The 24,598-nt window shown below is 43.3% G+C and carries 19 protein-coding genes, 1 tRNA gene and 1 pseudogene; 8 read left to right on the top strand and 13 right to left on the bottom strand.

Translation table 11 applies throughout. The annotated features are described in order from the left end of the window. Positions 1–324: 324 nt before the first annotated feature. Positions 325–504 carry a hypothetical protein gene (locus tag RMY31_RS06235; protein ID WP_409877470.1) on the bottom strand — a complete coding sequence of 60 codons (180 nt, stop codon included), beginning with the start codon at positions 502–504 and terminating at the stop codon, positions 325–327. Between the two features lie 339 nt (positions 505–843). Here RMY31_RS06235 and RMY31_RS06230 point away from each other — a divergent pair, with 339 nt between their 5' ends. Further along, the gene (locus tag RMY31_RS06230) at positions 844–1,269 is read left to right on the top strand and encodes a hypothetical protein (protein ID WP_322663761.1); all 426 of its coding nucleotides are present in this window, start codon (positions 844–846) and stop codon (positions 1,267–1,269) included. Here RMY31_RS06230 and RMY31_RS06225 read toward each other — a convergent pair. The 6 genes and pseudogenes from RMY31_RS06225 to hisF form a co-directional block, all read right to left on the bottom strand. Next, positions 1,236–1,349: pseudogene (locus tag RMY31_RS06225) on the bottom strand (TIGR00268 family protein); the annotation flags it as partial. The gene RMY31_RS06230 and the pseudogene RMY31_RS06225 sit on opposite strands and share 34 nt — an antisense overlap. A gap of 92 nt (positions 1,350–1,441) precedes the next feature. Beyond that, positions 1,442–6,004, bottom strand: coding sequence for an NHLP family bacteriocin export ABC transporter peptidase/permease/ATPase subunit (locus RMY31_RS06220; protein WP_322663791.1), 4,563 nt, complete (start codon positions 6,002–6,004; stop codon positions 1,442–1,444). A gap of 5 nt (positions 6,005–6,009) precedes the next feature. Continuing rightward, complete coding sequence (locus RMY31_RS06215) at positions 6,010–6,585, bottom strand: NHLP bacteriocin system secretion protein (protein WP_322663765.1); 576 nt, start codon at positions 6,583–6,585, stop codon at positions 6,010–6,012. A 197-nt stretch (positions 6,586–6,782) separates the two neighbouring features. Beyond that, positions 6,783–6,855: transfer RNA gene (locus RMY31_RS06210), tRNA-Ala, on the bottom strand. Positions 6,856–6,949: 94 nt separating this feature from the next. Next, on the bottom strand, positions 6,950–7,141 hold the full coding sequence (locus tag RMY31_RS06205; protein ID WP_096558845.1) for a hypothetical protein: 192 nt from the start codon (positions 7,139–7,141) through the stop codon (positions 6,950–6,952). A 111-nt stretch (positions 7,142–7,252) separates the two neighbouring features. Continuing rightward, on the bottom strand, positions 7,253–8,020 hold the full coding sequence (hisF, locus tag RMY31_RS06200) for an imidazole glycerol phosphate synthase subunit HisF (protein WP_322663768.1): 768 nt from the start codon (positions 8,018–8,020) through the stop codon (positions 7,253–7,255). Between the two features lie 212 nt (positions 8,021–8,232). On the opposite strand from hisF, the gene ruvB reads away from it, so the two are divergent. Further along, positions 8,233–9,330: a Holliday junction branch migration DNA helicase RuvB gene (ruvB, locus tag RMY31_RS06195; RefSeq protein ID WP_322663770.1), complete on the top strand. Its 1,098-nt coding sequence runs from the start codon at positions 8,233–8,235 to the stop codon at positions 9,328–9,330. Between the two features lie 163 nt (positions 9,331–9,493). After that, positions 9,494–10,300, top strand: coding sequence for a tetratricopeptide repeat protein (locus tag RMY31_RS06190; protein WP_322663772.1), 807 nt, complete (start codon positions 9,494–9,496; stop codon positions 10,298–10,300). A gap of 61 nt (positions 10,301–10,361) precedes the next feature. Here the strand turns inward: RMY31_RS06190 and RMY31_RS06185 are convergent, their stop codons facing one another. Both RMY31_RS06185 and RMY31_RS06180 read right to left on the bottom strand, forming a co-directional pair. Next, on the bottom strand, positions 10,362–11,819 hold the full coding sequence (locus tag RMY31_RS06185) for an alpha-amylase (RefSeq protein ID WP_322663774.1): 1,458 nt from the start codon (positions 11,817–11,819) through the stop codon (positions 10,362–10,364). A 208-nt stretch (positions 11,820–12,027) separates the two neighbouring features. After that, positions 12,028–12,828: a TIGR01548 family HAD-type hydrolase gene (locus tag RMY31_RS06180; protein WP_322663776.1), complete on the bottom strand. Its 801-nt coding sequence runs from the start codon at positions 12,826–12,828 to the stop codon at positions 12,028–12,030. 329 nt (positions 12,829–13,157) lie between these two features. Between RMY31_RS06180 and RMY31_RS06175 the strand changes: the two genes are divergently transcribed. Continuing rightward, complete coding sequence (locus RMY31_RS06175) at positions 13,158–14,543, top strand: efflux RND transporter periplasmic adaptor subunit (protein ID WP_322663778.1); 1,386 nt, start codon at positions 13,158–13,160, stop codon at positions 14,541–14,543. Beyond that, complete coding sequence (locus RMY31_RS06170) at positions 14,540–17,902, top strand: efflux RND transporter permease subunit (protein ID WP_322663780.1); 3,363 nt, start codon at positions 14,540–14,542, stop codon at positions 17,900–17,902. The genes RMY31_RS06175 and RMY31_RS06170 overlap by 4 nt, the downstream gene beginning before the upstream one ends. 142 nt (positions 17,903–18,044) lie before the next feature. Here RMY31_RS06170 and RMY31_RS06165 read toward each other — a convergent pair whose 3' ends face one another. Further along, a complete protein-coding gene (locus RMY31_RS06165) occupies positions 18,045–19,412 on the bottom strand; it encodes a serine/threonine-protein kinase (protein ID WP_322663782.1) in 1,368 nt (455 codons plus the stop codon). A gap of 26 nt (positions 19,413–19,438) precedes the next feature. Next, positions 19,439–20,749 carry a bifunctional serine/threonine protein kinase/MFS transporter gene (locus RMY31_RS06160; RefSeq protein ID WP_322663784.1) on the bottom strand — a complete coding sequence of 437 codons (1,311 nt, stop codon included), beginning with the start codon at positions 20,747–20,749 and terminating at the stop codon, positions 19,439–19,441. Positions 20,750–20,937: 188 nt separating this feature from the next. Between RMY31_RS06160 and RMY31_RS06155 the strand changes: the two genes are divergently transcribed. Next, complete coding sequence (locus RMY31_RS06155; protein WP_322663786.1) at positions 20,938–21,375, top strand: hypothetical protein; 438 nt, start codon at positions 20,938–20,940, stop codon at positions 21,373–21,375. 22 nt (positions 21,376–21,397) lie between these two features. Here RMY31_RS06155 and csaB read toward each other — a convergent pair whose 3' ends face one another. Then, positions 21,398–22,435: a polysaccharide pyruvyl transferase CsaB gene (gene csaB, locus RMY31_RS06150; RefSeq protein ID WP_322663793.1), complete on the bottom strand. Its 1,038-nt coding sequence runs from the start codon at positions 22,433–22,435 to the stop codon at positions 21,398–21,400. Positions 22,436–22,478: 43 nt separating this feature from the next. Here csaB and RMY31_RS06145 point away from each other — a divergent pair, with 43 nt between their 5' ends. Together RMY31_RS06145 and RMY31_RS06140 are read left to right on the top strand one after the other, a co-directional pair. Further along, a complete protein-coding gene (locus RMY31_RS06145) occupies positions 22,479–22,826 on the top strand; it encodes a DUF2499 domain-containing protein (RefSeq protein ID WP_322663788.1) in 348 nt (115 codons plus the stop codon). Beyond that, a complete protein-coding gene (locus RMY31_RS06140) occupies positions 22,823–23,179 on the top strand; it encodes a DUF3593 domain-containing protein (protein ID WP_322663790.1) in 357 nt (118 codons plus the stop codon). Before RMY31_RS06145 ends, RMY31_RS06140 begins: the two co-directional genes overlap by 4 nt. Before the next feature lie 45 nt (positions 23,180–23,224). On the opposite strand, the gene RMY31_RS06135 is transcribed toward RMY31_RS06140, so the two are convergent. After that, complete coding sequence (locus RMY31_RS06135) at positions 23,225–24,535, bottom strand: IS701 family transposase (RefSeq protein WP_409877464.1); 1,311 nt, start codon at positions 24,533–24,535, stop codon at positions 23,225–23,227. Positions 24,536–24,598 lie beyond the last annotated feature (63 nt).

Genomic DNA, 24,598 nt, shown 5'->3' with positions numbered 1-24,598 from the left:
AAGATTCTGAAACTTTGATTGAGTCAAGCTTTGAGCCTTTATTTTCTAACAGTAACTAAAATTTATAGCCAAAACTTAGAAATTAAAGCCTCGAAAGGCTTTCAGCGATTGGGTTCTCCCAAAGTGATAAAAGAGGGCTATTCACCAAGACTTTGCAACATCAATCGAATCATTGCACCTTGAATCATTGCCTCACTTATCTCTGGTAAGAGCTCATAATCCTTGCTCAAACGCGGCACGCTCGCTGGCACGATGAAAGCAGCGGGGTTTGAAAGTTGCCACCATAGAGTCACTACTTAGACGAACTCCATTCTTCAGTTCAATCTAACTTCCACACGGATCAAATACTACACTTGAGCTTTCAACTAGAGATGTGAGCCCAGATAGAATCGCCTTCACTTTCGCTCCGACTGCTGTTCCGGCTGCTATTGTGTACAATTCTTCCTCTGATAGCTCACCATCTAGAAGTTCTTCTTTGGTGGGTTCTTCTTGTGAAGGATTCATGTTTATTTTCCCTTATTTATGCCTAATGTATCAAATTTACAGCTTATTAACAGAATAATCAACGCTTTATGTAAAACATCTTACTTTTCCCACTTTTCCTACTTTTCTACTTAACCGAATAATAACTTTTCTAAGTGGATAGAATTGGTTAAATATATAAATTTGTACTAAGTTTGTTAGTGCCACTGAAGTAATGATAATTGCTAAAGTAGAGGCAGTTCTTGTTGTTGAGTAATTCTCATGCCAGCTTGTCCTAACTGCACGTCTGCTCGAACCGTTAAAAATTGCTAGATACTTTAGTTCTAGTTACGCCACTCTTGTAAAAAGGAGAAGCCAATTGTGCTTATTGGTTATCAGTTCGATACATATGCAGAGAAAAGAAACATTATCGGCATAGTGCCTGATGCTAAATACAAAAAAATTCGCGATATTTTCATCTTAAAAGAGGGGATTGGGAATAAACTAAATCGGTTGGCCAACCGAAAAGTTTTGTCCAGATTTAACACTAAAAATCCTAGATTCAACTCTTATAATCAAAGTTTAGGAGAAGTAATTTCCACGACAAAAGAAGGTAGATTCTTCATTAGTAAATTGATCCGTAAGGGAATTGGGCAAGCAGTACATGAAATATTTGCCGCTCGCAAAGTAATTTTAGAGAAATCAATCAGATCGATCTCTAGAATTATCGAGCATCATTCCATCGAAGACTATGCTTCTAGACTCAAAAACATTTACCTTGAAGCAATCCGAGCGGACAAAACCTGATTTAATTTCCCACTACGATAACCTTCTAAATCGAGCGTGACATAGACAAAACCAAAACTTTGAAATGCTGTAGTGAGCGCTGTCGAATTTTTCGGTAATTGACCGCGATCCGACGGTAATAGTCAAGCGTTGTTAGGATAATGTACTGTCTGCGATCGGAGTAATAATATAGTTATGCCATCTGCCGAGCCATCAACTGGGCAAATAATCCTTTCATAGTTGCTAATTCTTGAAAAGTTCCTTGTTGTACAACTCGGCCTGCTTTAAGTACATAAATACGGTGAGCATTGCGGATGGTACTAAGCCGATGAGCAATAACGATTCTAGTGACTTGCAATTTATCCAAGCTTTGACTAACTATCGCTTGAGTTGTGTTATCGAGCGCACTAGTAGCTTCATCAAACAGTAAAATCTTCGGTTTCAATGCTAAAGCTCGTGCAATCAATAGCCGTTGTCGTTGTCCGCCAGAAAGATTACTGCCGCCTTCACTGACGACTGTGTGCATCCCCATTGGCATGGCAGCGATATCATCTGCTAAACCCGCCATTCTAGCCGCTTCCCAAGCTTCGTCAATCGTCAGGGCTGCACCACTAGTAATGTTATTCAAAATAGAAGCTGACATCAGCCGACTATTTTGCAGTACAACGCCTAATTGACGGCGCACAGCATGAATATTCACAGAGGCTAAATCTTGTCCATCGTAGTAAACCTTGCCTAATTTGGGGAATTCAAACCCTAAAAGCAGTCTTAATAAAGTTGATTTCCCACTACCGGAAGGGCCAACAATCGCAATAAATTCTCCAGCTTGAGCCTGAATAATAACTTTATCTAATACCAAAGGACAATCATTACGGTAGCGAAAACTGACACGCTCTATAGCTAATCTACCTGTAAGTTTTCCGGGATCTGCTTGGTTGAAGGTAATTTCTGGTTCTGCAAGGAGGATTGGTTTAGCTCTTTGCCACAAAGGCAAGACTTGCAAAACTTCTACAACTGTATTGCTGAGGCTAGTTACTGCATTTATAAAAGTGTTAAAAGCAACATTAAGTGCTAAGAAAGTGCCAGTAGATAAGCTCGGTTCTCTAGATACATGGGACTGTGCAATTAAGCTAGCAGCAAACCAAAATAGAGCCGCAGTAGTTAAGGTCGGTAGTACTTCATTGATCGCAGCAAGACTATCTTCAATACCTTGCCTACTGAGCATTAGTTTTAGTTGTTGGGTATATTGTTGACCCCAGTAAGCAAAAGCACGAGTTTCAGCTTTGGCGACTCTGAGTTTAGCTACTCCATTAATCAACTGTACAACCACACCAAAGATTTTGCCTTCATAGTTTAATCCCGAGCGAGCTTTACGGACGATCGCAATACCGAAGATGATAGTCACAGCAGTATTTATCACTGCGACTGCACAAGCTAATAGAGCTAAGGAAATATTGTAGTAGAACAATAATCCAAGATTGAGCAACGAAAACAAGCTAGAAAGGATTGATTTTAAGATTGTATTACCCAATCTTTGGTGAATTTGATTAATAGCTGTGACTCTCGAATTTAAGTCACCAACTGAAAAAGAGCGGAAAAAAGAAAGCTTGAGATTGAGTAATCGATCCCAAACTGCTGCTTGAATAGAGGAGGTGGCAAAAGTTTCTAGCCTAATCGTAGCCAGCCCTTGAGTTAATTGAAACAATGTTGTTCCAAAAGTAGCGGTCACTAATCCAAAAGCAACTTGAGCCAGTAGAGCGCGATTTGCATCAGGGATAGCTTTGTCAATCAAGATAGCTGTAGCAAAAGGCGTGAGCATTCCGAGTAAAGTAGCTGTAATTCCCGCCCCTGAAATTACAATCAACTCTTTATAATGTCGTTGGAAAGCAAACTGAAGTAAATCAATAGCTCTGGGATGTTTCTGGCTGAACGGTCGATAAAATATGTAAGCATTTGGAATTAGTGTTGCTGCCGTGCGAGCATCTACTGGGACAGGGGTTTGTTCGCCAGGCGCATAGAGTTGATAACGGTTATTAGAGGTTGGTAACAATGCCACTGGCAAATTAGTCTTTGCGATATATGCCAATATCGGGCCGTAATCCTGTCTCCACCAGTTATTGGGTAATTTAATTTGCCGCACTCGGATACACGAAGCGCGAGCTAGAGCCTCTACAGAGTCTTTGATTTCCTGGGAATCTTCGGAAATCGCTGGGGGGCGAATTTCAATTCCTAAAGCTTTGCCTACAGCACCAGCCGCGACTAATAAAGCTTGCTGGCTGTCACCTAAATCGAGATTTTTATTCAACGTTGAGCGATTACTTACTTTATCAGACCTTGGTTGCAGTACAGATGCCAATTCTGCTAATGTTTGTGTCATTAACTCACGTTCAAGGCGTTCTTTTGACTCTAATCTGAGTAATTGGGCATCTATCTTTTGGATAGGATTTTTGTTAGCATCTATCTTGGTTAACGAAGTGGGAGAAATAGAGGAATCATCAGCAAAATTAGTTTCTGCCGTTGGGGTAATACTAGATTCAAACTCCAGGTTTTGTTCGCTACGAATCAATTGCAAGTATGGCCCTTCAATTTGCTGTAATTGCTCATGAGTTCCTTGTTGAACTATCTTTCCGCGTTCGATAACAATAATTTCATCGCAATCTTGTATAGTCGAAAGTCGATGTGCGACAATGATGCAAGTGCAACCACGCGCTTTTAGATTCTGACTGACTTGTTTTTCAGTCTTGGCATCTAAGGCACTAGTGGCTTCATCTAAAATCAGGATGCTGGGATGATTAACCAAGGCACGCGCAATTTCTAAGCGTTGTCGCTGACCACCGCTGAGATTAGTAGCACCCTCTAACAGGTCTGCATTGTATCGTCCTGGTAGAGAGACAATTACATCATGAATCTGAGCATCTTCACAAGCCTGAACTAAATCTTCGTTGGGTATAGTACTGTCCCAAAGTGTTAAGTTATCCTTGACACTGCCAGCAAAGAAAAAGATTTCTTGGTCTACCGCAGAGATAGAATTAACTAATACTTGGCGCTCAATTTGTTCTCTACGTTCGCCATCAAAGTAAATTTCTCCCTGCCAGGGTTCGTAAAGTCCACACAAAAGTTTGGTAATAGTAGACTTACCACAACCACTAGCACCTACTAAAGCAACTCGCTGTCCTTTTTTGATACAGAGATTAAAATTTTCTATTATCGGTGAAGCTATTTGGCTGTAGCCAAAAGTGACATTGCGTAATTCAACATCCCCTTGTAATTTCAACTTGGGGGCAGAGGATAAATCTTTCTTTTCCTTGTGTTCGCTGCTTTTTTTTGGTTCTAACTGGGGATCGATGGGGTTATTTAAAACATCATCAAGGCGATTAAGATTGCCTTCCATCTCTTGCAGGTCACTTCCTAAGTGAACCAGATTATTGACAGGCTCAAGAAACCTGTGCATCATGCCTTGAAAAGCAACTAACATGCCGATGCTCATGGCTCCATCCATGACTCGCAAACCGCCGATCGCTAACATGAGCAGAGATGCACTAGCTGACAGAAATGTTGGTACAATTCCCAGTGTTTGGTTTGTTACTTCCAATTGTTGATGTGTATTGATAGCTTTGGTGTAGTTACCTGCCCAGCGAGAGAAAAAATCTGACTCTAATCCAGATGCTTTGAGCGTCTCTATACTTTGAAGACCAGAAATCGCTATGCCCTGGACTTTTCCATACTCTTGCATCATCTTAGTATTAGTATCTGTGCGATGCCTTCTTACCCATTGCAAAGTAACTAGGTTCACAGCGACAAAAGCGATCGCAATTAAAGTCAGTAATACGTCGTATTGCAGCATGACTATTACATATAGAAATATAGAAGCTGCGGCGATCGCACTAGTAGCTAATTTCCCGGAAAGCAAGTTTGCTATACTATCGTTAAGTTGTATACGGCTACTGATTTCTCCTGCAAATCGCTGATCGTAAAAACTGATGCTCAGGCGTAAAATATGCCAGAGGAATTTACTTTTCATGCTCGCGGACAGCTTGACTTTTAACTGACGTAGAGACTGCAACTGTAACAGGGTTAAAAATCCATTAAGTCCGGCTGTCAAAATCATCCCTAAAATTAGCGGACGCAACCACTCATTTTTACCCCCAATTAATACACTATCTACAAAAACTTGAGAAAATACAGGTATGGCTAATCCCGGAATTACTTGCAAAAAACCTGCTAGCACACAGTAAATTATCGCGTCAAAAGATCCTTGCAGACGCGACCATAAACTCAAAATCGTGCTGGGTTTGCGTCCGCCTTTTTGGAAACCCGAACCAGGTTCTAAAACAAGCACAACACCTGTGTAGGAGTCACTAAATTCTTGCCAAGAGACACTACGCCGTCCAGTAGCAGGATCGTTGAGATAAACTCGTTCCTTGCTTAAACCTTCTACGACTAATAAGTGATTAAAGTTCCAAAATACAATGTAAGGAAGTTTGAGATGCCATAGTGCAGCTAAGTCTTTCTTGTAGCCCTTAGCGCTGAGTCCATAGGTTTTAGCTGCCTTGACAACGTTAAGAGCATTAACACCATCCCGTGATACTCCACAAGCTTGCCTAAGTTCTGTCAGCGGGACAATGCGACCATAGTACGCCAAAATAATTCCCAAGGCGGCTGCTCCACATTCTGCTACCTCCATTTGCAGTACAGTCTGAGTATGATACCGCTTGCTTTTACGCCCGATTATCCTCTGGAGATTTTGCCACCACATCATATCTAGTTAATGCCACTCCAGGATTTTAATAGCGGTAGGACAAAAGTAGTTGGGGCGCGTTCTTCCACGGTGACTTGTACAGTGGTGGTGGTTCCAGGAGTAACTTGCAACTGCGGCCCTTGGGAGGAAGACCATTTATAGCCGCTGAAGGTCGAAGCGTCTGGTTGCAGTTGGGCAGTAACTTGGATTTGTGGCCCTTGTGACATAAAAGCTTGCACAAATTCCGAATTGCCGACCACACTTAATGCACTTTCTTTAGTTACGGTAAAGGCAGAAACATCGGTAACAGCACCAATAATGCCACCAAAGCGTTCTCTTTGCACTGTAGAAGGTGTAATTTGTACTTTCATTCCTGGTTGAATTTGCTTACCATCGCCAACCGGAAAAAATGCCACGCTAACTCTTTGAGATACTCGCTGTTGTGCAGCGATCGCTCCTTGCTGCAAAAGTTGCTGGCGATTGTTTAATCTCTGTTTAAAAGTGGGTAGCAGTTCCCGCAGTGCTTTGAGGCGTTGTTTTTGGTTGGTGCGATCGCGTTCAATCGAATCCAGCCCTTTATCTTTTAAAATTGGGCCCATCTCACTAAAGCCTCGTGGATATCTTTTGAATAAAATTTTGCACAATAATTCTTTAAAACTGGTTCCAACTCTGGACAATAATTCTTTAAAACTGCGTTGATGGCTGAAAGCTGGGAAAATGTTTAAATCATGTTCCTTAACTCTGTCAAATTGGACAACAATTATTTAAAACTGACAACAATTATTTAATGTACAAATGGAGCTAAGCGGGTTCGAACCGCTGACCTCTGCAATGCCATTGCAGCGCTCTACCAACTGAGCTATAACCCCTTAACAGTGCGTTATCTATATTGCCTTAACATCTTATACTTTGTCAAGTTTTATCTGCTAAATGTAAAGAATCTCATCTAGAACTCAGCATTTTTTAAGAAACTTGCAATAAGTAACTCATACAGTGTCCCATGAGAAAGTAAACTACTAACATAGCCGCAGCAGCTAAGGCAACCAATGTACCAGCCAACATCAGAGAAAATTCTTTATTAGCGTAGGCTTTTTCCATCAGGTGCAGTGACCAGGCTACCAACGCCACATCAAATAATAAAATAGGAATCAACATAATTCTTAATATTTATTAATACTTGTACACTAATGTTAACACCCTTTTTTACAACTGTGTCTAACTTAGGATAGATGTGGTTAGTTGTTGATAATGTCTAGTAAGTCAATATTACAACCGCACTGGGACGTGGCGATCGCGCAGGTAATTTTTAATTTGTGCGACGCTTAATTGCCCATAATGCAGTAGTGATGCTAGTAATGCAGCTTCAGCCTTGCCTTTTGTGAGCGCCGTATAGATGTGTTCGCAATTGCCTGCACCACCAGAGGCAATGACTGGAATTTGTACAGATTCCGCGATCGCACTTGTCAACCCTAAGTCATAGCCAGCTTGAGTGCCGTCAGCATCCATACTCGTTACCAGCAGTTCTCCTGCTCCTCGTTTTTCGACCTCTTGTGCCCAAAGTAAAGCATCTAAGCCAGTATTTTCTCTACCACCCCGCACATAAACATCCCAGCCCGGATTACTTGGGTCAACTCTGCGCCTAGCATCAATAGCAACTACTATGCACTGATTACCAAAGCGATCGCTTGCCCGATTAATCAAGTCTGGTTCGCGTACTGCCGCAGAATTAATACTAACCTTGTCTGCACCAGCTCGTAACAAAGCTTTAACATTTTCTAAGGATTGAATACCACCACCCACAGTCAGGGGAATAAAGACCTGTTCGGCAGTGCGATACACCACATCGATAATAGTATCCCGGTCTTCATGAGTGGCTGTAATATCTAGAAATACTAACTCATCTGCACCAGCTTCGTTATAAACCTTTGCCAGCTCTACCGGATCGCCTGCATCCTTAAGGTCAACAAAGTTAACTCCTTTAACAACTCGTCCCGCCTTAACATCTAAGCACGGTAAAATTCTTTTAGATAACATAACAACTTTTTTACTTTTGGGTAATTAGCCGGAATTTAAATTTTAAATTGGCGCGTGTATTCTCAAACGAAAATTTTCTATCCGTGCTGATTCCCCATTATTGCGGCAGAGACAACTCTCTGAAACTGGGAACAGGAAAGAATCTTGTCCCATTAATCAATAACTGGAAATCTTCCCAGTCCCTAGTCCCCTTGAAAGTTGATAGCTGAATTATGGCGATAATCTCCTCGAAAAAACAGCCTCAAGAACCCAACGGACAACCAAAGCAGCGCCGCGAGTCGGCGAAAGCACCGTCCAACGAGAACATTTTGCAAGCTGAAGCTGCTGTTGACGAAGGTAAACAAGAAGAGAGTATCCGCCCACAGCGATTTGCTGATTACATTGGGCAAAAAGACCTCAAGGACGTGCTAGATATTGCTATCAAAGCAGCCAAGTCTCGCGGTGAGGTGCTGGATCACTTGCTACTGTATGGCCCGCCAGGATTGGGTAAAACCACAATGGCAATGATTTTAGCCTCAGAGATGGGGGTAAATTACAAAATTACCAGTGCGCCAGCGCTAGAACGTCCTAGGGATATTGCCGGGTTACTGGTGAACCTCAAACCCGGAGATATCCTATTTGTGGATGAAATCCATCGGCTCTCGCGGATGACAGAAGAAATTCTTTATCCGGCAATGGAAGATTATCGCTTAGACATTACCATCGGCAAAGGTTCGAGTACGCGGATCAGAAGTGTGCCACTGGCAAAATTTACGTTGGTGGGAGCGACAACTCGTGTAGGTGCTTTGACTTCACCACTACGCGATCGCTTTGGCTTAGTACAAAAACTGCGCTTTTACGAAGTTGATGAACTGAGCAAAATTGTATTGCGAAGCGCTCAATTCCTCCAAACCCCAGTTACAGAGGACGGTGCCACAGAAATTGCCCGTCGTTCGCGAGGCACACCGCGTATTGCTAACAGATTACTCAAGCGAGTGCGTGATTATGCGGAAGTAAAATTATCTGGAGAAATTACAGAAAGCGTTGCATCCGAAGCATTGCAACTATTTCAAGTAGACCCCTGTGGCTTAGATTGGACAGACCGTCGAATGCTGAGTGTAATTATTGAACAGTTTAATGGTGGCCCCGTTGGATTGGAAACAATTGCCGCAGCTACAGGTGAAGATACCCAAACCATTGAAGAAGTTTACGAACCTTACTTGATGCAGATTGGGTATTTGAGCCGGACTCCTCGTGGTAGGGTGGCGACAAAGGCAGCGTACAAACATTTGGGCTTCAAGCCGCCTAATGAACAGATGTCGTTGCTGTAATACTGAGAATTGGGTATTGGGTATTGAGAAAACTCTTTCCCAGTCCCCATTGCCCCTAATCCCCCTCTGGGGATCCCGAGTTCCCCAATCCCTATTCCTGGTTAAGAAACTTTTCGCCATGATAAATTGTGTTCACACCGCAGATGGACACAGGTAAACCCAGATGATTAAGTTAATTGGTATTGTTCTCAGTCTGTTACTTGTGTTTGGCTGGGGTACGCCAGTTATGGCACAGTCTCCACAGCCTAACTTTACTCAAGAGCAATTAGAACAGGGAGATGAGTGGGCAAATCAGGCATTTGCAGCCACAAATAAAGGTGATTTTGTCACGGCTGAACAGTACTGGACAAAGATTATTGAGCAATTTCCCACTAATGCTGGAGCATGGAGTAACCGGGGAAATTCACGGGTGAGTCAGAATAAGTTGCAAGCTGCACTCAAAGATTACAACAGAGCTATAGAATTAGCTCCGAATGTTACCGATCCTTATTTGAATCGGGGTACAGCTTTAGAAGGGTTGGGAAAATGGTCAGACGCGATCGCCGATTATAATCATGTCCTGGAACTCGATCCCCAAGATGCGATGGCGTACAACAATCGGGGTAATGCCAAAGCAGGTTTAGGAAAATGGTCAGATGCGATCGTTGATTACAAAAAATCAGTGGAAATCGCCCCAAATTTTGCCTTTGCCCGTGCCAATTATGCCCTCGCACTTTATGAAACTGGTGAGATCAACCCAGCAATCAAGGAAATGCGGAATATCGTCCGCAAATATCCTAAGTTTGCTGACATGCGTGCGGCCCTGACAGCTGCTTATTGGGTAACTGGACAAAAAGGCGAAGCTGAAAGTAATTGGGTGGCTGCTTACGGACTTGACACCCGCTACAAAGATATCAACTGGGTGAAAAATATCCGCCGTTGGCCGCCTAGCGTGGCGGCAGCTTTGGATAAATTCTTGAAACTTCAGTAAAAGTAGGAAATAAAGAAAAAGGTAAGCAGCTTTTACCTTTTTCTTTTCTTCCTCATCAGCACTATTTTTGCAACCAAACTGAGACTGAACCGCCAGGACAGGGGAAATTTCCCCATCCATCATTATTGGTATAAACAGTGTCCTTGATATGCCCAGTAGCATCGTAGAAAGCTGCGTTGGGTCTGAACATATTCATCCACTTGTTACCTGGTTCGCTGTTAGTCAGCACCACAGCCATTGCTCCTGGATGTTCGCTGTTACCCAAGCGCGTCCAAGCAATAGTATTAGGATGGTCAAAGTAATCGTGTTGGTCGCCAAAACCATAGTATCGACGAGCTTTCAGGAACTTGTCAATCAAGAAACGGTGAGAGTGAAGGGTAGCATCGCGTCCTTTGTCGTGATATTGCGCCCCGTAATAATCTGCATAAAAAACGCAAGGATAACCTTCACGGCGCAGCAAGATTAGTGCATACGCCAGTGGCTTAAACCAAGGTTCTACAGGAGACTCTAGCGATTGACAAGGTTGGGTATCATGGTTTTCGACAAAGGTCACTGCTAGGGCAGGTTGTTCTTTAACTAAGGTTCTGTCAAAAATTGACCGCATATCGAAACTATTGCCCTGACGACTGGCTTGGTGAAACTTAAAGTGGAGAGGCACATCAAACAACGATAATCGCCCTTCACTAGCAGCAAGATAACCATGTAAGGCATCAATATCCTGAGACCAGTACTCGCCGACACTAAACAGTTCCCGTCCCCCAAAATGAACTCGCAAGTGGTTCAACCAATCGCGGAAAAAGGTGGAACGGATATGTTTGACAGCATCAATGCGAAAGCCATCTACACCTGCGGTGTCAACAAACCAACGCCCCCAATACATCAATTCACCGCGTACGAGATCGTTACTTGAATCCAAGTCGTTCGCTAGCAAATAATCATAGTTGCCATGTTCGTGGCTAACTTCTGTTTCAAAATGCTTATCCTTAATGCGGTAGAGCTTATCTGCTCGTTGCGTGTCTGCGTTATAGGATAATGAATCAAAGCACCACCAATACCACTTCATACTGGAGTACTTATTTCCACGGTCGGGAAAATTGAACTTTGTATATGCTCCAATTTCATACCAGTCGCTAATTGGACGGTTGCGGTCTTCCCAATCCATTTCCTGCGCCAAGATGCGTTCTATTTCATCCCCGCCATCTTTGTGGTTGAAAACTACATCACCGTAGATTTTAATACCAGCACGCTGGGCTGTTTTAATAGCTGTCAGGTATTGCTCGCGTGTTCCGTATTTTGTTCGGACAGTACCTTTTTGATCGAACTCACCTAAATCAAACAAATCGTAGACTGCGTATCCAACATCCCATGTTCCACCACTGCCTTTATAAGCTGGTGGCAGCCATAAAGCAGTGAAGCCTACATCGGCTAGCTCATTGGCTGTTTTATCCAGCTTGTCCCATAAGGTACCATCATTTGAGACATACCAGTGGAAATACTGCATTATTACGCCGTTGGTCATGCGATCGCCTTCTTAAAAACTTTCGTTTTACAGATTTCTATGAGAAATCTCTGCTGCTAGGATAGGTCGTTTTTTTCACACCTCCAAACATCACCTGAATTTATTTATGTTTCAATAGCAACTGGATGCACTAAGTACTTGGTAATAGCCGTTATTGGGGAGGCAGGAGAAATTGGGGAAGATAAGACTCTCAACCATTGACTAATGGTTAATGACCATTGACTATTTCTTGAATCTTGACAGAATTTAGTTCTTCTACATTGCTTAAAACTATCGTTGCTCCTGCTGCTAATAGTGTTTCACCATAGGAATCACGACGCGCTGGTGTTTCTTGTACGTGAGGCGGTAAAACTCCTACACCAATCCAACTGCGGTGAGGATTTATTTCTCGCGCTTTGCCTACAGTGTACATATCAGCTACTGTATCTCCCACGTAGATGATTGCTGGTGTTTCATCCAATCCATTTTCTAACTGACGAACAGTGGCAAAAAGTCCTGTGGGGTCTGGTTTTCCTGGTGCATCCTCCATCGCAATCAATACTGGTGACTGCAAGCCCAGACGTTTTTCTAATATATAGTTAGCAGAACCACGCGTAGCACCACTGAAAAATCCCCAAGCAATGCTAGCTTGTGTTAATTCTTCTAAGTAACGAGGCTGTAATAATAAGGGTTCATCACAGATATACCCTGTCCAATTGTCAGGGTCTGTCCCTCGATAACGCGATTGGAAGAAAGCAACAATGGCGTTGTAGTCGAGTTGTAATTGTTCGCGCGACTGCCCTTGAGCGGCAAAGTAACGATAAATTAATTCCTGGGATGCTTCCCAATCGTTATTCCAAATGCCTTCGGATTTCAGTTGGTCAATGTCTAGTGGTGTCGGACGATACGCTTGCTCGGTAAAATACTCTACAGTATCAGCGATCGCTCGACGATAGGAACCGCTAACATCGCGCACAACGCCATCAATATCGAAAATAACGATCGCTTTTGTTGACAACTTTTCAATCATAGGATGGGAAATTTAGTTCTTTGTATACTAAATCTAGATAACTTCAGTATATTTACGGTACTTAACCTAAATATATAACGTTTTTCAGCGAAAAAGCGAACGATTGTTAAGAAGCACTGCTTTTGCGTTCCTGTTTCTTTCAGAGAAATCCTATTTTTAAAGTAAATTTCTTACAAAAAACGATTTTTCCTCAAAAAGAGGTATGACAAATAATTATTAGTGGGCTAAAAATTAGTTAGGCTAACAATAAGTTAATCTAAATAACAAACTATTGCATTAAAATTGCGGAAACCGCGATCGTTCCCTCCTTTTCTTCCTGGATTTTTGATATGCGCTGTTTAGTCTCTGTTCAGGTGACAAAGCCTTTGTTCTTGGCTGCTCAAATCGTACCTCGCTTTCATAGTCTGATTCAAGGAGGACGATTCTGGTTGCTGATGCTGGGTCTGCCTTATTTGTGTGCTGCTTGTAATGCTTCCGAAGCACAATCGAGTAAAGAGGCAGCAGGAAAAAATCGATCTGTGCCCGTGGTGGTTGCCACTGCGACACAAAAAACAATTCCCATCTTGCTAACAGCTACAGGAACAGTGGAATCATATTCTACGGTATCAGTCAAGTCGCAGGTCGGTGGGCAACTTACTGAAGTCTATTTTCAGCAGGGACAGGACGTTAAGAAAGGTAACTTATTATTTACAATCGATTCCCGTACTTTACAAGCAGCGTTAATGCAAGCTAATGCTGCCAAAGCAAAAGATTTGGCGCTGGTGAAACAGGCACAGGCAAACGTCATAAAAGCTATTGCCCAAGTAAGCCAAGCCAAAGCGAATGTAGCCAAAGATGTAGCCCAGGCAACAAATGCAGATGTGCAGGCTCAACGCTATGCGGGTTTGCTCAAGCAAGGGGCAATCAGCAAAGAACAGGCGGATCAATTTCAGACCACTGCTGATGCTCAACGGGCAACAGTGAATGCAGATCGAGATGGAGTAGCAAATGCTCAAGCAGCAGTGGCAGCAGCCCAAGCAGACGTACAAAATGCCCAGGCCGCAGTCGTAGCAGATGAAGCAGCAATTGACAATGCTAAAGTTCAGCTTTCCTATAGTTCCATCTACTCACCAATTGCTGGACGCACAGGTAGCCTGAAACTAAATCGAGGCAACTTAGTGCAGGCGAACGCCACCGATCCGCTAATTACGATCAGCCAAATCCAACCGATTTACGTTAACTTTTCAATTCCTCAACGACTACTGCCAGACCTCAAAAAATACAGCGTTAAAGGCAACCTAGAAGTTGATGCCCTACCTCCCAAAGATACAGAGCGTCCAGAGCGAGGCAAACTCACCTTTGTTGATAGTGGAGTCAATACCCAAACAGGCACGATTCAACTTAAGGGAACTTTTGCTAACAATGACGAGCGACTTGTTCCAGGGCAGTTTGTCAATGTAGTACTCAAGCTCACTGAAGAACCAAACGTTATTACCGTACCTACCCAAGCAGTCCAGAGCGGACAACAAGGGTCGTTTGTATTTGTAGTTACCAACAATAAAGCAGAAGTGCGTCCAGTGACCGTAGGTGATGCAGTTGAAAACGAAACAGTTATCAAGCAAGGTCTAAAACCGGGTGAGCAAGTAGTCACTGATGGACAATTTAACTTGGTAGCTGGTGCCACAGTGCAGGTAAAACCGACAGTAGGAAGTCAGAGGCAGGAAGCAAATCAATGAATATTTCTGAGCTATTCATTCGTCGCCCAATCATGACGACCTTAGTTATGGTCGGTATTTTGATATTTGGGCTGATGAGTTACCAATTATTGCCCGTTAGCGACTTACCCAATGTAGATTATCCGACACTCCAGGTATCAGCTAGTCTACCCGGAGCCAGTCCAGAGACGATGGCTTCTTCGGTAGCAACTCCTTTAGAGCAGCAGTTTTCTAGCATCGCGGGAGTGAGTTCGATGAACTCTACTAGCTCTTTGGGAAGTTCACAAATCACGCTGCAATTTGAACTAAATAGGGATATAGATGGGGCAGCACAGGATGTGCAAGCAGCCATCTCCAAAGCGGCTAGGCAGTTGCCCACTAATATGCCTAGTCCCCCATCCTACCGGAAGGTAAATCCAGCAGATCAGCCAGTTCTCTATCTCTCCCTTAATTCTTCTATTCTGCCGCTTTCAACCGTAGACAAGTATGCCGAGACATTGCTAGCACAACGCCTGTCGATGGTGGATGGGGTAGCGCAAGTGCAAGTGTACGGTGCCCAAAAGTACGCGGTACGGATTCAGCTTGACCCTGAATCTTTGAGCGCTAAAGGTATAGGAGTCGATGAAGTCGCAACTGCCATTGCTAACGGTAATGTCAACCTTCCGACTGGCACACTTTACGGGAAGGAGCAGAACTATACGATTCAGGCAAATGGTCAACTCAATGATGCTGCCAGCTATCGCTCTTTGACTGTAGCTTATCAAAATGGCGCACCAGTACAGTTGGGGGAACTGGGTCAAGTGCTGGACAGCGTGGAAAATGATAAGGTAGCAAGCTGGTATTTTGGGCCAGGAGGGGAGAAGAGCGGGGGAGCAGGGGAGAAATCCCAATCTAAAATCCAAAATTCTGGTGTGCGGGCGATCGTTTTAGCAATTCAGCGGCAACCAGGAACCAATACTGTTGAAGTGGTGGATGCAATTAAGAAATTGCTACCTACCTTCCGCAAACAAATTCCCGCAGCTGTCAATATTGATATTCTCTACGATCGCTCCCAGTCAATTCGGGAGTCTGTAGACGATGTGCAGTTCACGCTATTATTAACGATCGCCCTGGTAGTACTGGTAATATTTCTGTTTCTCCGCAATCTCTCGGCTACAGTTATTCCCAGTTTGGCAGTACCGCTTTCAATTGTGGCGACCTTCGGCGTTATGGTGCTGTTAGGTTTCTCCCTAGATAACTTATCGCTGATGGCGTTGACTCTTTCAGTGGGCTTTGTGGTAGATGATGCTGTGGTGATGCTGGAGAATATTGTCCGCCACATGGAAATGGGTGAGAGCCGCATGGAAGCAGCGCTGAATGGCTCTAGAGAGATTGGCTTCACGATTTTGTCCATGACCATCTCCTTAGTAGCAGTATTTATTCCAATACTGTTCATGGAAGGTATTTTAGGGCGACTGTTCCGTGAGTTCGCTATTACTATCAGCGTTGCGATTTTGGTTTCTGGCGTGATTTCCCTCAGCTTGACACCAATGCTTTGTTCGAGATTTCTGCGTCCACCGCATCATGAGCACGGGAGCAGAGGGGCAGAGGGGCAGAGGGGCAGAGGGGCAGAGGAGCAGGGGAGCAGAGGGGCAGAGGGGCAGAGGGGCAGAGGGGCAGAGGGGCAGGGGAGCAGAGGAGCAGAGGAGCAGAGGGGCAGGGGAGATGAGGGAGATGAGGGAGATGAGGAGAAAATTCCCAGTCCCCAATCCCCAGTTCCTAATTTTAGGACTCGTCTTTACAATATTTCGGAAAACTTTTTTAATCTGTTGTTGCGCGGATACGATAGGACTTTAAGGGTATCACTTAAGCATCACCGCACGACGATGGTGATTTCTGGGGCAATTCTTTTAGGGACGGTGTACCTATTTATAGTTGTGCCTAAAGGGTTTGTTCCCAACGCTGATGTTGGACAAATTACTGCCACTACTCAGGCATCAGAGGATATCTCCTTTGATGAAATGGTAAAGCATCAACAGGCAGTGGCTGCGATCGCTTACAGCGATCCCAATGTCGATTCAATCAACTCTAGCGTTGGGGCTGGCGGGCCAAATGCTTCCGCTAACGCTGGACGAATTTTAATCGAGCTCAAACCTCGCCATGAGCGTCATCTCAGTGCTGATGAAGTTGTACAGGAACTTCGACCTAAACTATCACGCGTACCTGGGATCAAAGTCTTTTTGCAAAATCCCCCTGCCATCAATGTCGGCGGACAACAGACGAAAGCGCAATATCAATTCGCTCTGCAAAGTCCTAACGTTCAAGAACTTTACCAATACGCTCCACTGCTAGACGAAAAGCTTCGCACGCTGTCAGATTTGCAAGATGTGAACAGTGACCTGCAAATCAAGAATCCGCAAGTCCGAGTAGATATCAACCGCGATCAGGCTTCAGCTCTGGGTTTAACTGTCAATCAGATTGAAACTGCCCTCAGTAATGCTTATGGCACTCGCCAGGTTTCTACTATCTACGCCCCCGATAGCCAGTATCAGGTGATTATGGGAGTGGAACCCGAATATCAGCAAAATCCCAATGCCCTAGATTTACTTTCAGTTCGTACCCCCAATGGTCAACTTGTGCCCCTCAACGCTGTGGCAACCCTGAATAAAGATGTGGGGCCACTGACTATCAACCACAAAGGACAGCTTGCCTCTGTGACGTTCTCTTTTAACCTCAAGCCTGGTGTATCACTAGGCAACGTCACTGACAAGATTGAGCAACTCGCCCGTCAAACACTACCAGCTACTATCAGCACAGCTTTCCAAGGTTCGGCGCAAGCGTTTCAGTCCTCGATTCAAAGTTTAGGGTTGCTACTGCTAGTTGCCATCTTGGTAATTTATATTGTATTGGGTATTCTCTATGAGAACTTCATTCACCCACTAACTATCCTCTCCAGTTTGCCATCTGCTGGATTTGGGGCGCTGTTGACCTTGTTAATATTTGGCGTTGACTTGAATATTTACGCCTTTGTGGGCATTATCCTACTGGTTGGCATTGTTAAGAAAAACGGCATCATGATGGTTGACTTCGCCATTGAAGCCCGTCAAAACGGTAAAAATCCTTATGATGCAATCTACGAAGCGTGTTTGGTAAGGTTCCGGCCAATTATGATGACGACGATGGCAGCATTGATGGGAACGCTGCCTATTGCCCTCGGATTGGGAGCAGGTGCAGATACACGCCGTCCTCTTGGTTTAGCGGTAGTTGGCGGGTTGCTGTTCTCGCAGTTCTTGACGCTTTATTTAACACCCGTTTTCTACACCTATATGGAGTCTTGGCAAACAAAGCTGAAAAAACACAACTGGCGCAAACAGCCAAAACAAAAGTCACACGCACTTTAAACTTATGTTTGTTATATAGCGCCTGCATAACAAATATATGTGTTGTTTAATTACCTGATTGCTTAGGCGATCGCTTATACTATTTTGGATTTTGCGAAAAGTTGCGACGGTTCCCAGTTGGACGTACACCGTACCTATAGTATCACTCCTGTTTGATCGCTGGTAAGCGTAACCAGTCATTCACTTCCTGTGTCAACCATTCCAGTTCTGCAACAGTTAAATCACTAAAACGACCCAGGTAATATGTAGCTAAGCCTGTGGAATTAAATGATATAGACCGAGTATTAAAATTCTTATGCCTTAAATTGGTTATTTGCAATTTAGATATATTTTTTCTTTTTAATGAAGGAGAAGCCTGCCATTTCTTTCCTAGAAAATCGTGCATCAAATCCAGATTTTGCGAGTCAATTACGATGCGAGTACGCTTGCAAAAACCCCAAAAAATAGTAATCATAAGTAAAGCGATCGCCACAATTTGCAAGAAATAACCAATTTCTTTGACACCAGAGAACAATCCAGCCGTTATAAAATTGAATCCCAGTGCTAGAGGCGTGATAAGAGAGATTAACCCTATTAAACGAATTCCAAATCCTTTGGATGGCAGGATAATTTCTAAAGTTTCAGGAGTTTTAATTAAGCGAATTCTACTGGCTGGTGGCTGTTTTAAAGGTTGTTTTGATATCGATATCTGCCGTTTTCTGGGGCGAGGTTTTTCCAATGCTTCTATCGCTGCTTCTGCCCCTAAAAATCTCTGCTCCAGACTGGGTTCAGTCATCCACTCTAACCAATCAGCAAACTCCGGAGTGAGATTTACAGACTGACGAAATTGAATCTGCAATTCTTGCTGTGGTAGTTCCGTAGGATGCAGCCCTGTCACCAGATAAATTAAAGTTGCGCCCAAGCTGTAGAGGTCTGACGCTGGAGTTGTCCTACCGCCAAATTGCTCCGGTGGCATATATCCGTATGTACCCACGACAGTAATTGTTCCGCCTTCTTGGGCAGCTAAGGTTTGCACAGAGCCAAAATCGACTAAGTACACCTGACCAACACTATTACCAGAACGATTTGTCAGCAGAATATTACTGGGTTTAATGTCTCGATGAATTACAGGCGGTTGCTTTTGATGCAAATAGGAGAGAATTGTTAAAAGCGATCGCGCTAACTCTTTTACTTCAGCTTCACTAAACGTCCGCCCTGTTTGTAAATGCTCCTCTAAGGACTTACCCTCTACATAGCTTTGCACCAAACCAAAGCCTTTATCGTTGGCTGTATCTAGCTCAAAGTAATCCAGATAGCGAGGAATGGCAGGATGGTCAAGGGCTTTTAAAGTTTCCGCTTCCCGCTCAAACAACTTCAAGTCTTGCCAGTCGAAGTCTTGCCCCAAGTACAGCAATTTCACCACTACCTGTTGCGAAGAGTCCAAATCAAAAGCTAACAGAGTTCGCCTGCCAGTTTGTCTTCCCAGTTGTCGTTGGACTTGATAACGCCCATTTAATATTTCATTACTCATCTGAATTACGAATTACGAATTACGAATTACGAATTAATATGGTGTTGCTTTTCATACCACTGAGCAATAGACTTGCTAGCCGCACCCATACTTAACCCAGTGATCACAGAAGGCGCAATCACCCAGAATATGCGGTAGGTAATTACCTCATTGCCATAGCCAGATATCCCACTGAACCCAATTAAAGCAAGAGCCATCCCCAGGATGGTGCTGATGATGGTGACTGTGCGCCGATGCAAGTGATGATTTTTCAAAGGGAAGAAGAATAACCGCGTAATTATCCCGACTACAAATCCATTGATAAAAGCGATGGGAAAACCAATAACAGCACCAATTTGTAGCCCTATGATGCTTCCTATTCCAGGAATGGCAACTGTGCTGTATAGTGCAGCACTCACCGCTACAACTAAACCACCAATAGCGGTACTACGCCAGATGGCATTCCAGAACAAATTTAAGGTGTTCACAGGTTTATTCCGACTAACCGCTGATTGTTCGGTAGTTCTGAGTTGTCCTGTTTTCAAAGCAGTCAAAGCTGCTGGTGCAGATGTCAAACGTCGCTCTAAACTGGGTTCTGTCAGCCACTGCAACCAATTCACGAATGAAGGACTGAGATCGGCAGCGCTTTCAAATGCAATCCGCAGATTTTTCTGGGGTAAATCGCCGGGATGGATTCCTGTCGCTAAAGCTATGAGTGTGGCTCCTAAACTGTAGAGGTCAGAAGCGGGTGTTGCATAGCCGCCAAATTGCTCAGGTGGCATGTAGCCATACGTACCTACAACCGTTACTGTCTTACCTGCTTTGGATGCCAAGGTTTGCACAGAACCGAAATCTACCAGGTAAACCTGACTAACACCATTACCGGAACGTACCAAGATAATATTGCTAGGTTTAATGTCGCGGTGAATGATTGGCGGCTGTCGTCCATGTAAATAAGTCAGGATTTTTAACAGTGCTTTGGCAATTTCCTGAATTTCGGTTTCTGTAAACCTCCCCTCTGTTGTCATATATTCTTCCAGAGATTTGCCTTCCACATAACTCTGGACTAAGGCATAACCTCTGCTGCTAGATGAATCTAACTCAAAATAATCTAAGTAACGAGGGATAGCAGGATGGTCGATTGCTTTGAGTGTTTCGGCTTCCCGTTCAAATAGCTTTAAATCTTCCCAGGCAAAATCATTACTAAAGGTGAGCAGTTTAATAATGACTAATTGCTGAGTTTCGAGGTCACGGGCTAATAGAGTGCGTCTTCCGGCTTTCTTACCTAACTGCTGTTGAATTTCGTAGCGTTGTTGCAGGATTTGTCTAGGAAAGTCATTCAGGCTTTGTTCTGCCATTTACCCACTCCGAGTTCTCACCTTTATTGATGGTTATAATTCAGTTTCCAAAAAACTACAAAAGAGCAAACACGGATTCCGTTTGCTAGCTTGCACGGAGTTACCCAAAATATGCCGTTGAAATAAAAATTAATATAGACAAGGTTCTGTGTAACTCAATACTTGAGAAGTAGTTAAAGGTGAAAAAGATGCTTAAACAAATTTTAGTAGTGGCGATCGCAACTTTAACCGCCACTACTTTAATAGTTAAACTTGACAACAATGCTGTTTTAGCCGAGTCTGTAGACTGTAGTTCTACTCTGACTTCTAAGCTAAACCAATCAATTCATACTGACTTGAAAGCTCAAGGCATAGCTAGAGAGATTTCTAATATTGGACTTCAAGGTAACTATGGCTTGGGTCTGGTGACAACTGGTAGAAATATCAAAAATCCAGAAACACTAGGTACACCAATAGCGTTAATCAGACAAGGTGACACTTGGAAAGGATACATCCGTAACGCTGCTTCCAGTGATGCCTCGGTTGACTGGTATAACGGTGGAGCTATTAACTGGTTAGTATCACTGGGAGTTCCTCGTACTAATGCTCAGTGCGTTTTTGAACTGCATATTATAGAAGGAATTTAAGCTGACTAACTTTCATTCGTGCTTAAGTTAACGCTGCATCCAACAATTCACGGTGCATTAAAGCTCGATCCACCAAAGACTGAATTTGCTCTGACGCAAGCGGATCGCCATTGGCATAATGTTCCATCCAAGTTTTACTAATTACATTCGGGTCATCTGGTAAATTTGCCAAATCCCACCCAGGTATTACCAATTCTTCCATCAGGCGATTTACCTTGGGGTCGTAACTCAGAGCAAAACAGCGACAACCTTCAGCAGCTGCCATAATCAAACTGTGCAAGCGCATACCAATTGCCATTTCCACGCCGCGAAAGACACCCTTCAAAAGTTGCGGATCTTCCAGACACAAAATCTTGCTCACATCTTGAAGATGTGGTTGAATTGCTTCGGCAATACTTAAATCTTCACTTTTCTGAAACGGTAGTAGTAAAATAAAAGCTTGCGTAGCTTTTTGAAAATCCACTAAGGCGCGAGTTAGATTTGCGAGACGGGCTTCGCTCAGTTGAGGATGCGATCGCAATGTTACAGCAACCCTAGGCGCAGGTAAATCCCAAAGTCCCGGCACTGGTTTAGACTCCAACGCCCACACTGGATCTGGAGCAATGATACAAGGAATTTGCCAATCAGATAATAAAGCAGCACTAGCGCGATCGCGTACACTAACTTTAGTACAACCAGCAAAGTTTTGCCGTGCCAACCAACGAGTTTGCGGACGCACTAACGGCCCAATACCCTGTGCCCAAGCAACAGTTTTTAAGCCCATTTTCTGAGCCAATGCCATTAGTCCTCCATAATAAAATGGGCTAATGGTACTGGTGACATCTTGAATTAGACTACCACCGCCCCAAATGAAAGCATCACAAGAACGTAAAGCTTGCAGTACAGCTAAGGGAGCCATACGGTTATAAGTTTCTACATTGTAGCGATCGTGGGTTTCCCCTGGATTACCAGAAAGAACCACAGGTGTTACATGAGGTGGTAGCATTTGCAAAAGCGTCGCCAACAAAGCTTCGTCACCACCATTACCTTTGCCATAATACCCAGACAACAACGCTCGCATCTTTGCCATTTTAAATTTTATTCTTTTGACTTTTGACTTCCTTATGCACGCCCTTTCAATTCCCACTTGGATTATTCATATTTCTAGCGTTATTGAGTGGATTGCCGCTATTTGGTTAATCTGGACTTACGGCGAACTCACTAATAACCGCACTTGGTGGGGATTATCCCTTGCCATGTTACCAGCTTTGGTCAGTGCCATGTGCGCTTGTACTTGGCATTATTTCGACAATGCTGAATCTTTAGAATGGTTGGTAACGCTGCAAGCGACCATGACCTTAATCGGTAATTTTACACTCTGGGCAGCGGCAGTGTGGATTTGGCGTTCTACCAAGTCCGCCAACGTTGCAACCAATACTGTTGAGTCAAAACCTATCAAATTAGAGCGATGATATCTAAAGAAACCCTATTTGCCCTTTCACTGTTCCCTTATCTGGGTTTCTTGTGGTTTATCGGGCGCAGCCAGCAAATGCCGCGTTTGGCGCTGTATGGATTTTACGGCACGCTGGTGTTTGTCGCCATTACCATTCCAGCAGGGATTTACGCCCAACTACATTATGGAAAGTCGTTGGCAAATGTGGATTGGTTGCATGGCAGTGCAGAAGTATTTTTGACACTTTCAAATATCTTGATTGTGCTGGGTTTTCGGCAAGCTGTAATCCAGAGGAAGGCGATATCTCACCAGCAGACGCTACAGGGCTACAACCCTAGTCTGCCTCAACAAGACTTGTCAAATAAAAATTAAATCAAGTTTGAAATGCCAGCGTGAATATAGCTTTCTTTAGTCACTCTAGGCAGAGGAAAAAGAGAAATAGTCTGACCAAAGGGATAAAAATAGATGATTGTGCAAAGTATTCATGATGCTAATCAGGTCAGAAAATCCCGTAGAAAGTTGAGGTATAGAAAATACTTTAAGCCAAGGTTTAATCAAATTGAAAAGAATCAAAGGTTGAATAATAAGACGTAAATTATTCAGGATGTTCTTCCAACCATAACTTTCATCCCACAAAGGGTGTTCCGCAAATATTTGGAGAATATAGCTGTGAGATTTTTGGAAAACACTTGAATGAAGGCTAACCATGAGATAGGTACTACAAACTATTTCCCACCATCTCTGAATGTGAGAATAATGGGTAAGCCTAAAATCCGCCCATCCCAGTTCATTTTTGCTTTGTTTGAGTCCATATTCTACCCATGTTCTTAACCCGTATAGATTTCCAACTTCTGAGTATTTAATACCTGGAACATGGGTCATTAAAAACCAGGTTGAATTCTCTGGAAGCTTTTCTGTATCCGTCGTAATTTGCCAATAACGAATATCGCGCCGCCTACCAAAAATAATCTCTCTGATATATCGAATCTCCTGATGACCATTCGAGAAAACACGATCAAATTGCCGCCATTTATTATACCTGATACTTTGCCCTTTTGGCAGCCAAACTCCGTGATTACTACGTATAGCTACGACAAAATGTAGTTCTAATTGATTTAATACACTTATAAAATTGCCATCACTTTCCCCATATAGGCTATCTGCCAAAACCAATTCAAACTTAAATCCCATTCCTTGGAGTTCTCGGATTAATTCTGCTGCGATTTCTGGCTTAGTTTTATATTTATCTCCTAGCTGCAATCTCTCTCGTGGTTTATAAATTTGAAATGTTAACGGTAAGGTCATATCTTCAATTACGCCATAGGCTGTCACTGCAACTATACCATTTTCAATTTTTCCTAAGTTCCCAATATACTGCCGCTTCACATAGTCTGTAGTACGACCTTGTTTTTTGTCTCCTGTTTCATCAATTATTAGAATCAGCGACCGCTCATTTAATACCCGCAGAATTAATTCTAATCTTCGCTTCTTTAATGATTCTACCGACCACGGTGATTCTGTTAAAAAATGATGCAATGATTGCTGATTCTCTAACCCTACTACCTTGGCTATTTCTGGTAAAGATTTCCTTTTTATTTCCGATATCATTCCCAAATGTAAATCTCGGAAATTTTCAAAACTTCTGACTTCTGGAAAGATATTTTTGTAGATTGCACAATATTCATCTACAAATTTGATGCTTGGTTTGGGGCTTCTTGGCTGTGTCATCCTCCCCTCCTGGCTTTCAGTCCTCTTTTATGATTTTACTCTTCCCGGAGTGACAAAAGAAAG

This window comes from Dendronalium sp. ChiSLP03b, assembly GCF_034531165.2.
GTDB classification, from domain to species: Bacteria; Cyanobacteriota; Cyanobacteriia; order Cyanobacteriales; family Nostocaceae; genus Dendronalium; species Dendronalium minutum.
This window is presented reverse-complemented; position numbering and strand designations above follow the sequence as displayed.

Excerpts from the sequence above, each read along its gene's own strand:
- RMY31_RS06235 (WP_409877470.1), bottom strand. The coding sequence starts at position 504 with ATGAATCCTTCACAAGAAGAACCCACCAAAGAAGAACTTCTAGATGGT.
- RMY31_RS06220 (WP_322663791.1), bottom strand. The coding sequence starts at position 6,004 with ATGTGGTGGCAAAATCTCCAGAGGATAATCGGGCGTAAAAGCAAGCGG.
- RMY31_RS06215 (WP_322663765.1), bottom strand. The coding sequence starts at position 6,585 with ATGGGCCCAATTTTAAAAGATAAAGGGCTGGATTCGATTGAACGCGAT.
- RMY31_RS06205 (WP_096558845.1), bottom strand. The coding sequence starts at position 7,141 with ATGTTGATTCCTATTTTATTATTTGATGTGGCGTTGGTAGCCTGGTCA.
- hisF (WP_322663768.1), bottom strand. The coding sequence starts at position 8,020 with ATGTTATCTAAAAGAATTTTACCGTGCTTAGATGTTAAGGCGGGACGA.
- ruvB (WP_322663770.1), top strand. The coding sequence starts at position 8,233 with ATGGCGATAATCTCCTCGAAAAAACAGCCTCAAGAACCCAACGGACAA.
- RMY31_RS06190 (WP_322663772.1), top strand. The coding sequence starts at position 9,494 with ATGATTAAGTTAATTGGTATTGTTCTCAGTCTGTTACTTGTGTTTGGC.
- RMY31_RS06185 (WP_322663774.1), bottom strand. The coding sequence starts at position 11,819 with ATGACCAACGGCGTAATAATGCAGTATTTCCACTGGTATGTCTCAAAT.
- RMY31_RS06180 (WP_322663776.1), bottom strand. The coding sequence starts at position 12,828 with ATGATTGAAAAGTTGTCAACAAAAGCGATCGTTATTTTCGATATTGAT.
- RMY31_RS06175 (WP_322663778.1), top strand. The coding sequence starts at position 13,158 with ATGCGCTGTTTAGTCTCTGTTCAGGTGACAAAGCCTTTGTTCTTGGCT.
- RMY31_RS06170 (WP_322663780.1), top strand. The coding sequence starts at position 14,540 with ATGAATATTTCTGAGCTATTCATTCGTCGCCCAATCATGACGACCTTA.
- RMY31_RS06165 (WP_322663782.1), bottom strand. The coding sequence starts at position 19,412 with ATGAGTAATGAAATATTAAATGGGCGTTATCAAGTCCAACGACAACTG.
- RMY31_RS06160 (WP_322663784.1), bottom strand. The coding sequence starts at position 20,749 with ATGGCAGAACAAAGCCTGAATGACTTTCCTAGACAAATCCTGCAACAA.
- RMY31_RS06155 (WP_322663786.1), top strand. The coding sequence starts at position 20,938 with ATGCTTAAACAAATTTTAGTAGTGGCGATCGCAACTTTAACCGCCACT.
- csaB (WP_322663793.1), bottom strand. The coding sequence starts at position 22,435 with ATGCGAGCGTTGTTGTCTGGGTATTATGGCAAAGGTAATGGTGGTGAC.
- RMY31_RS06145 (WP_322663788.1), top strand. The coding sequence starts at position 22,479 with ATGCACGCCCTTTCAATTCCCACTTGGATTATTCATATTTCTAGCGTT.
- RMY31_RS06140 (WP_322663790.1), top strand. The coding sequence starts at position 22,823 with ATGATATCTAAAGAAACCCTATTTGCCCTTTCACTGTTCCCTTATCTG.
- RMY31_RS06135 (WP_409877464.1), bottom strand. The coding sequence starts at position 24,535 with ATGACACAGCCAAGAAGCCCCAAACCAAGCATCAAATTTGTAGATGAA.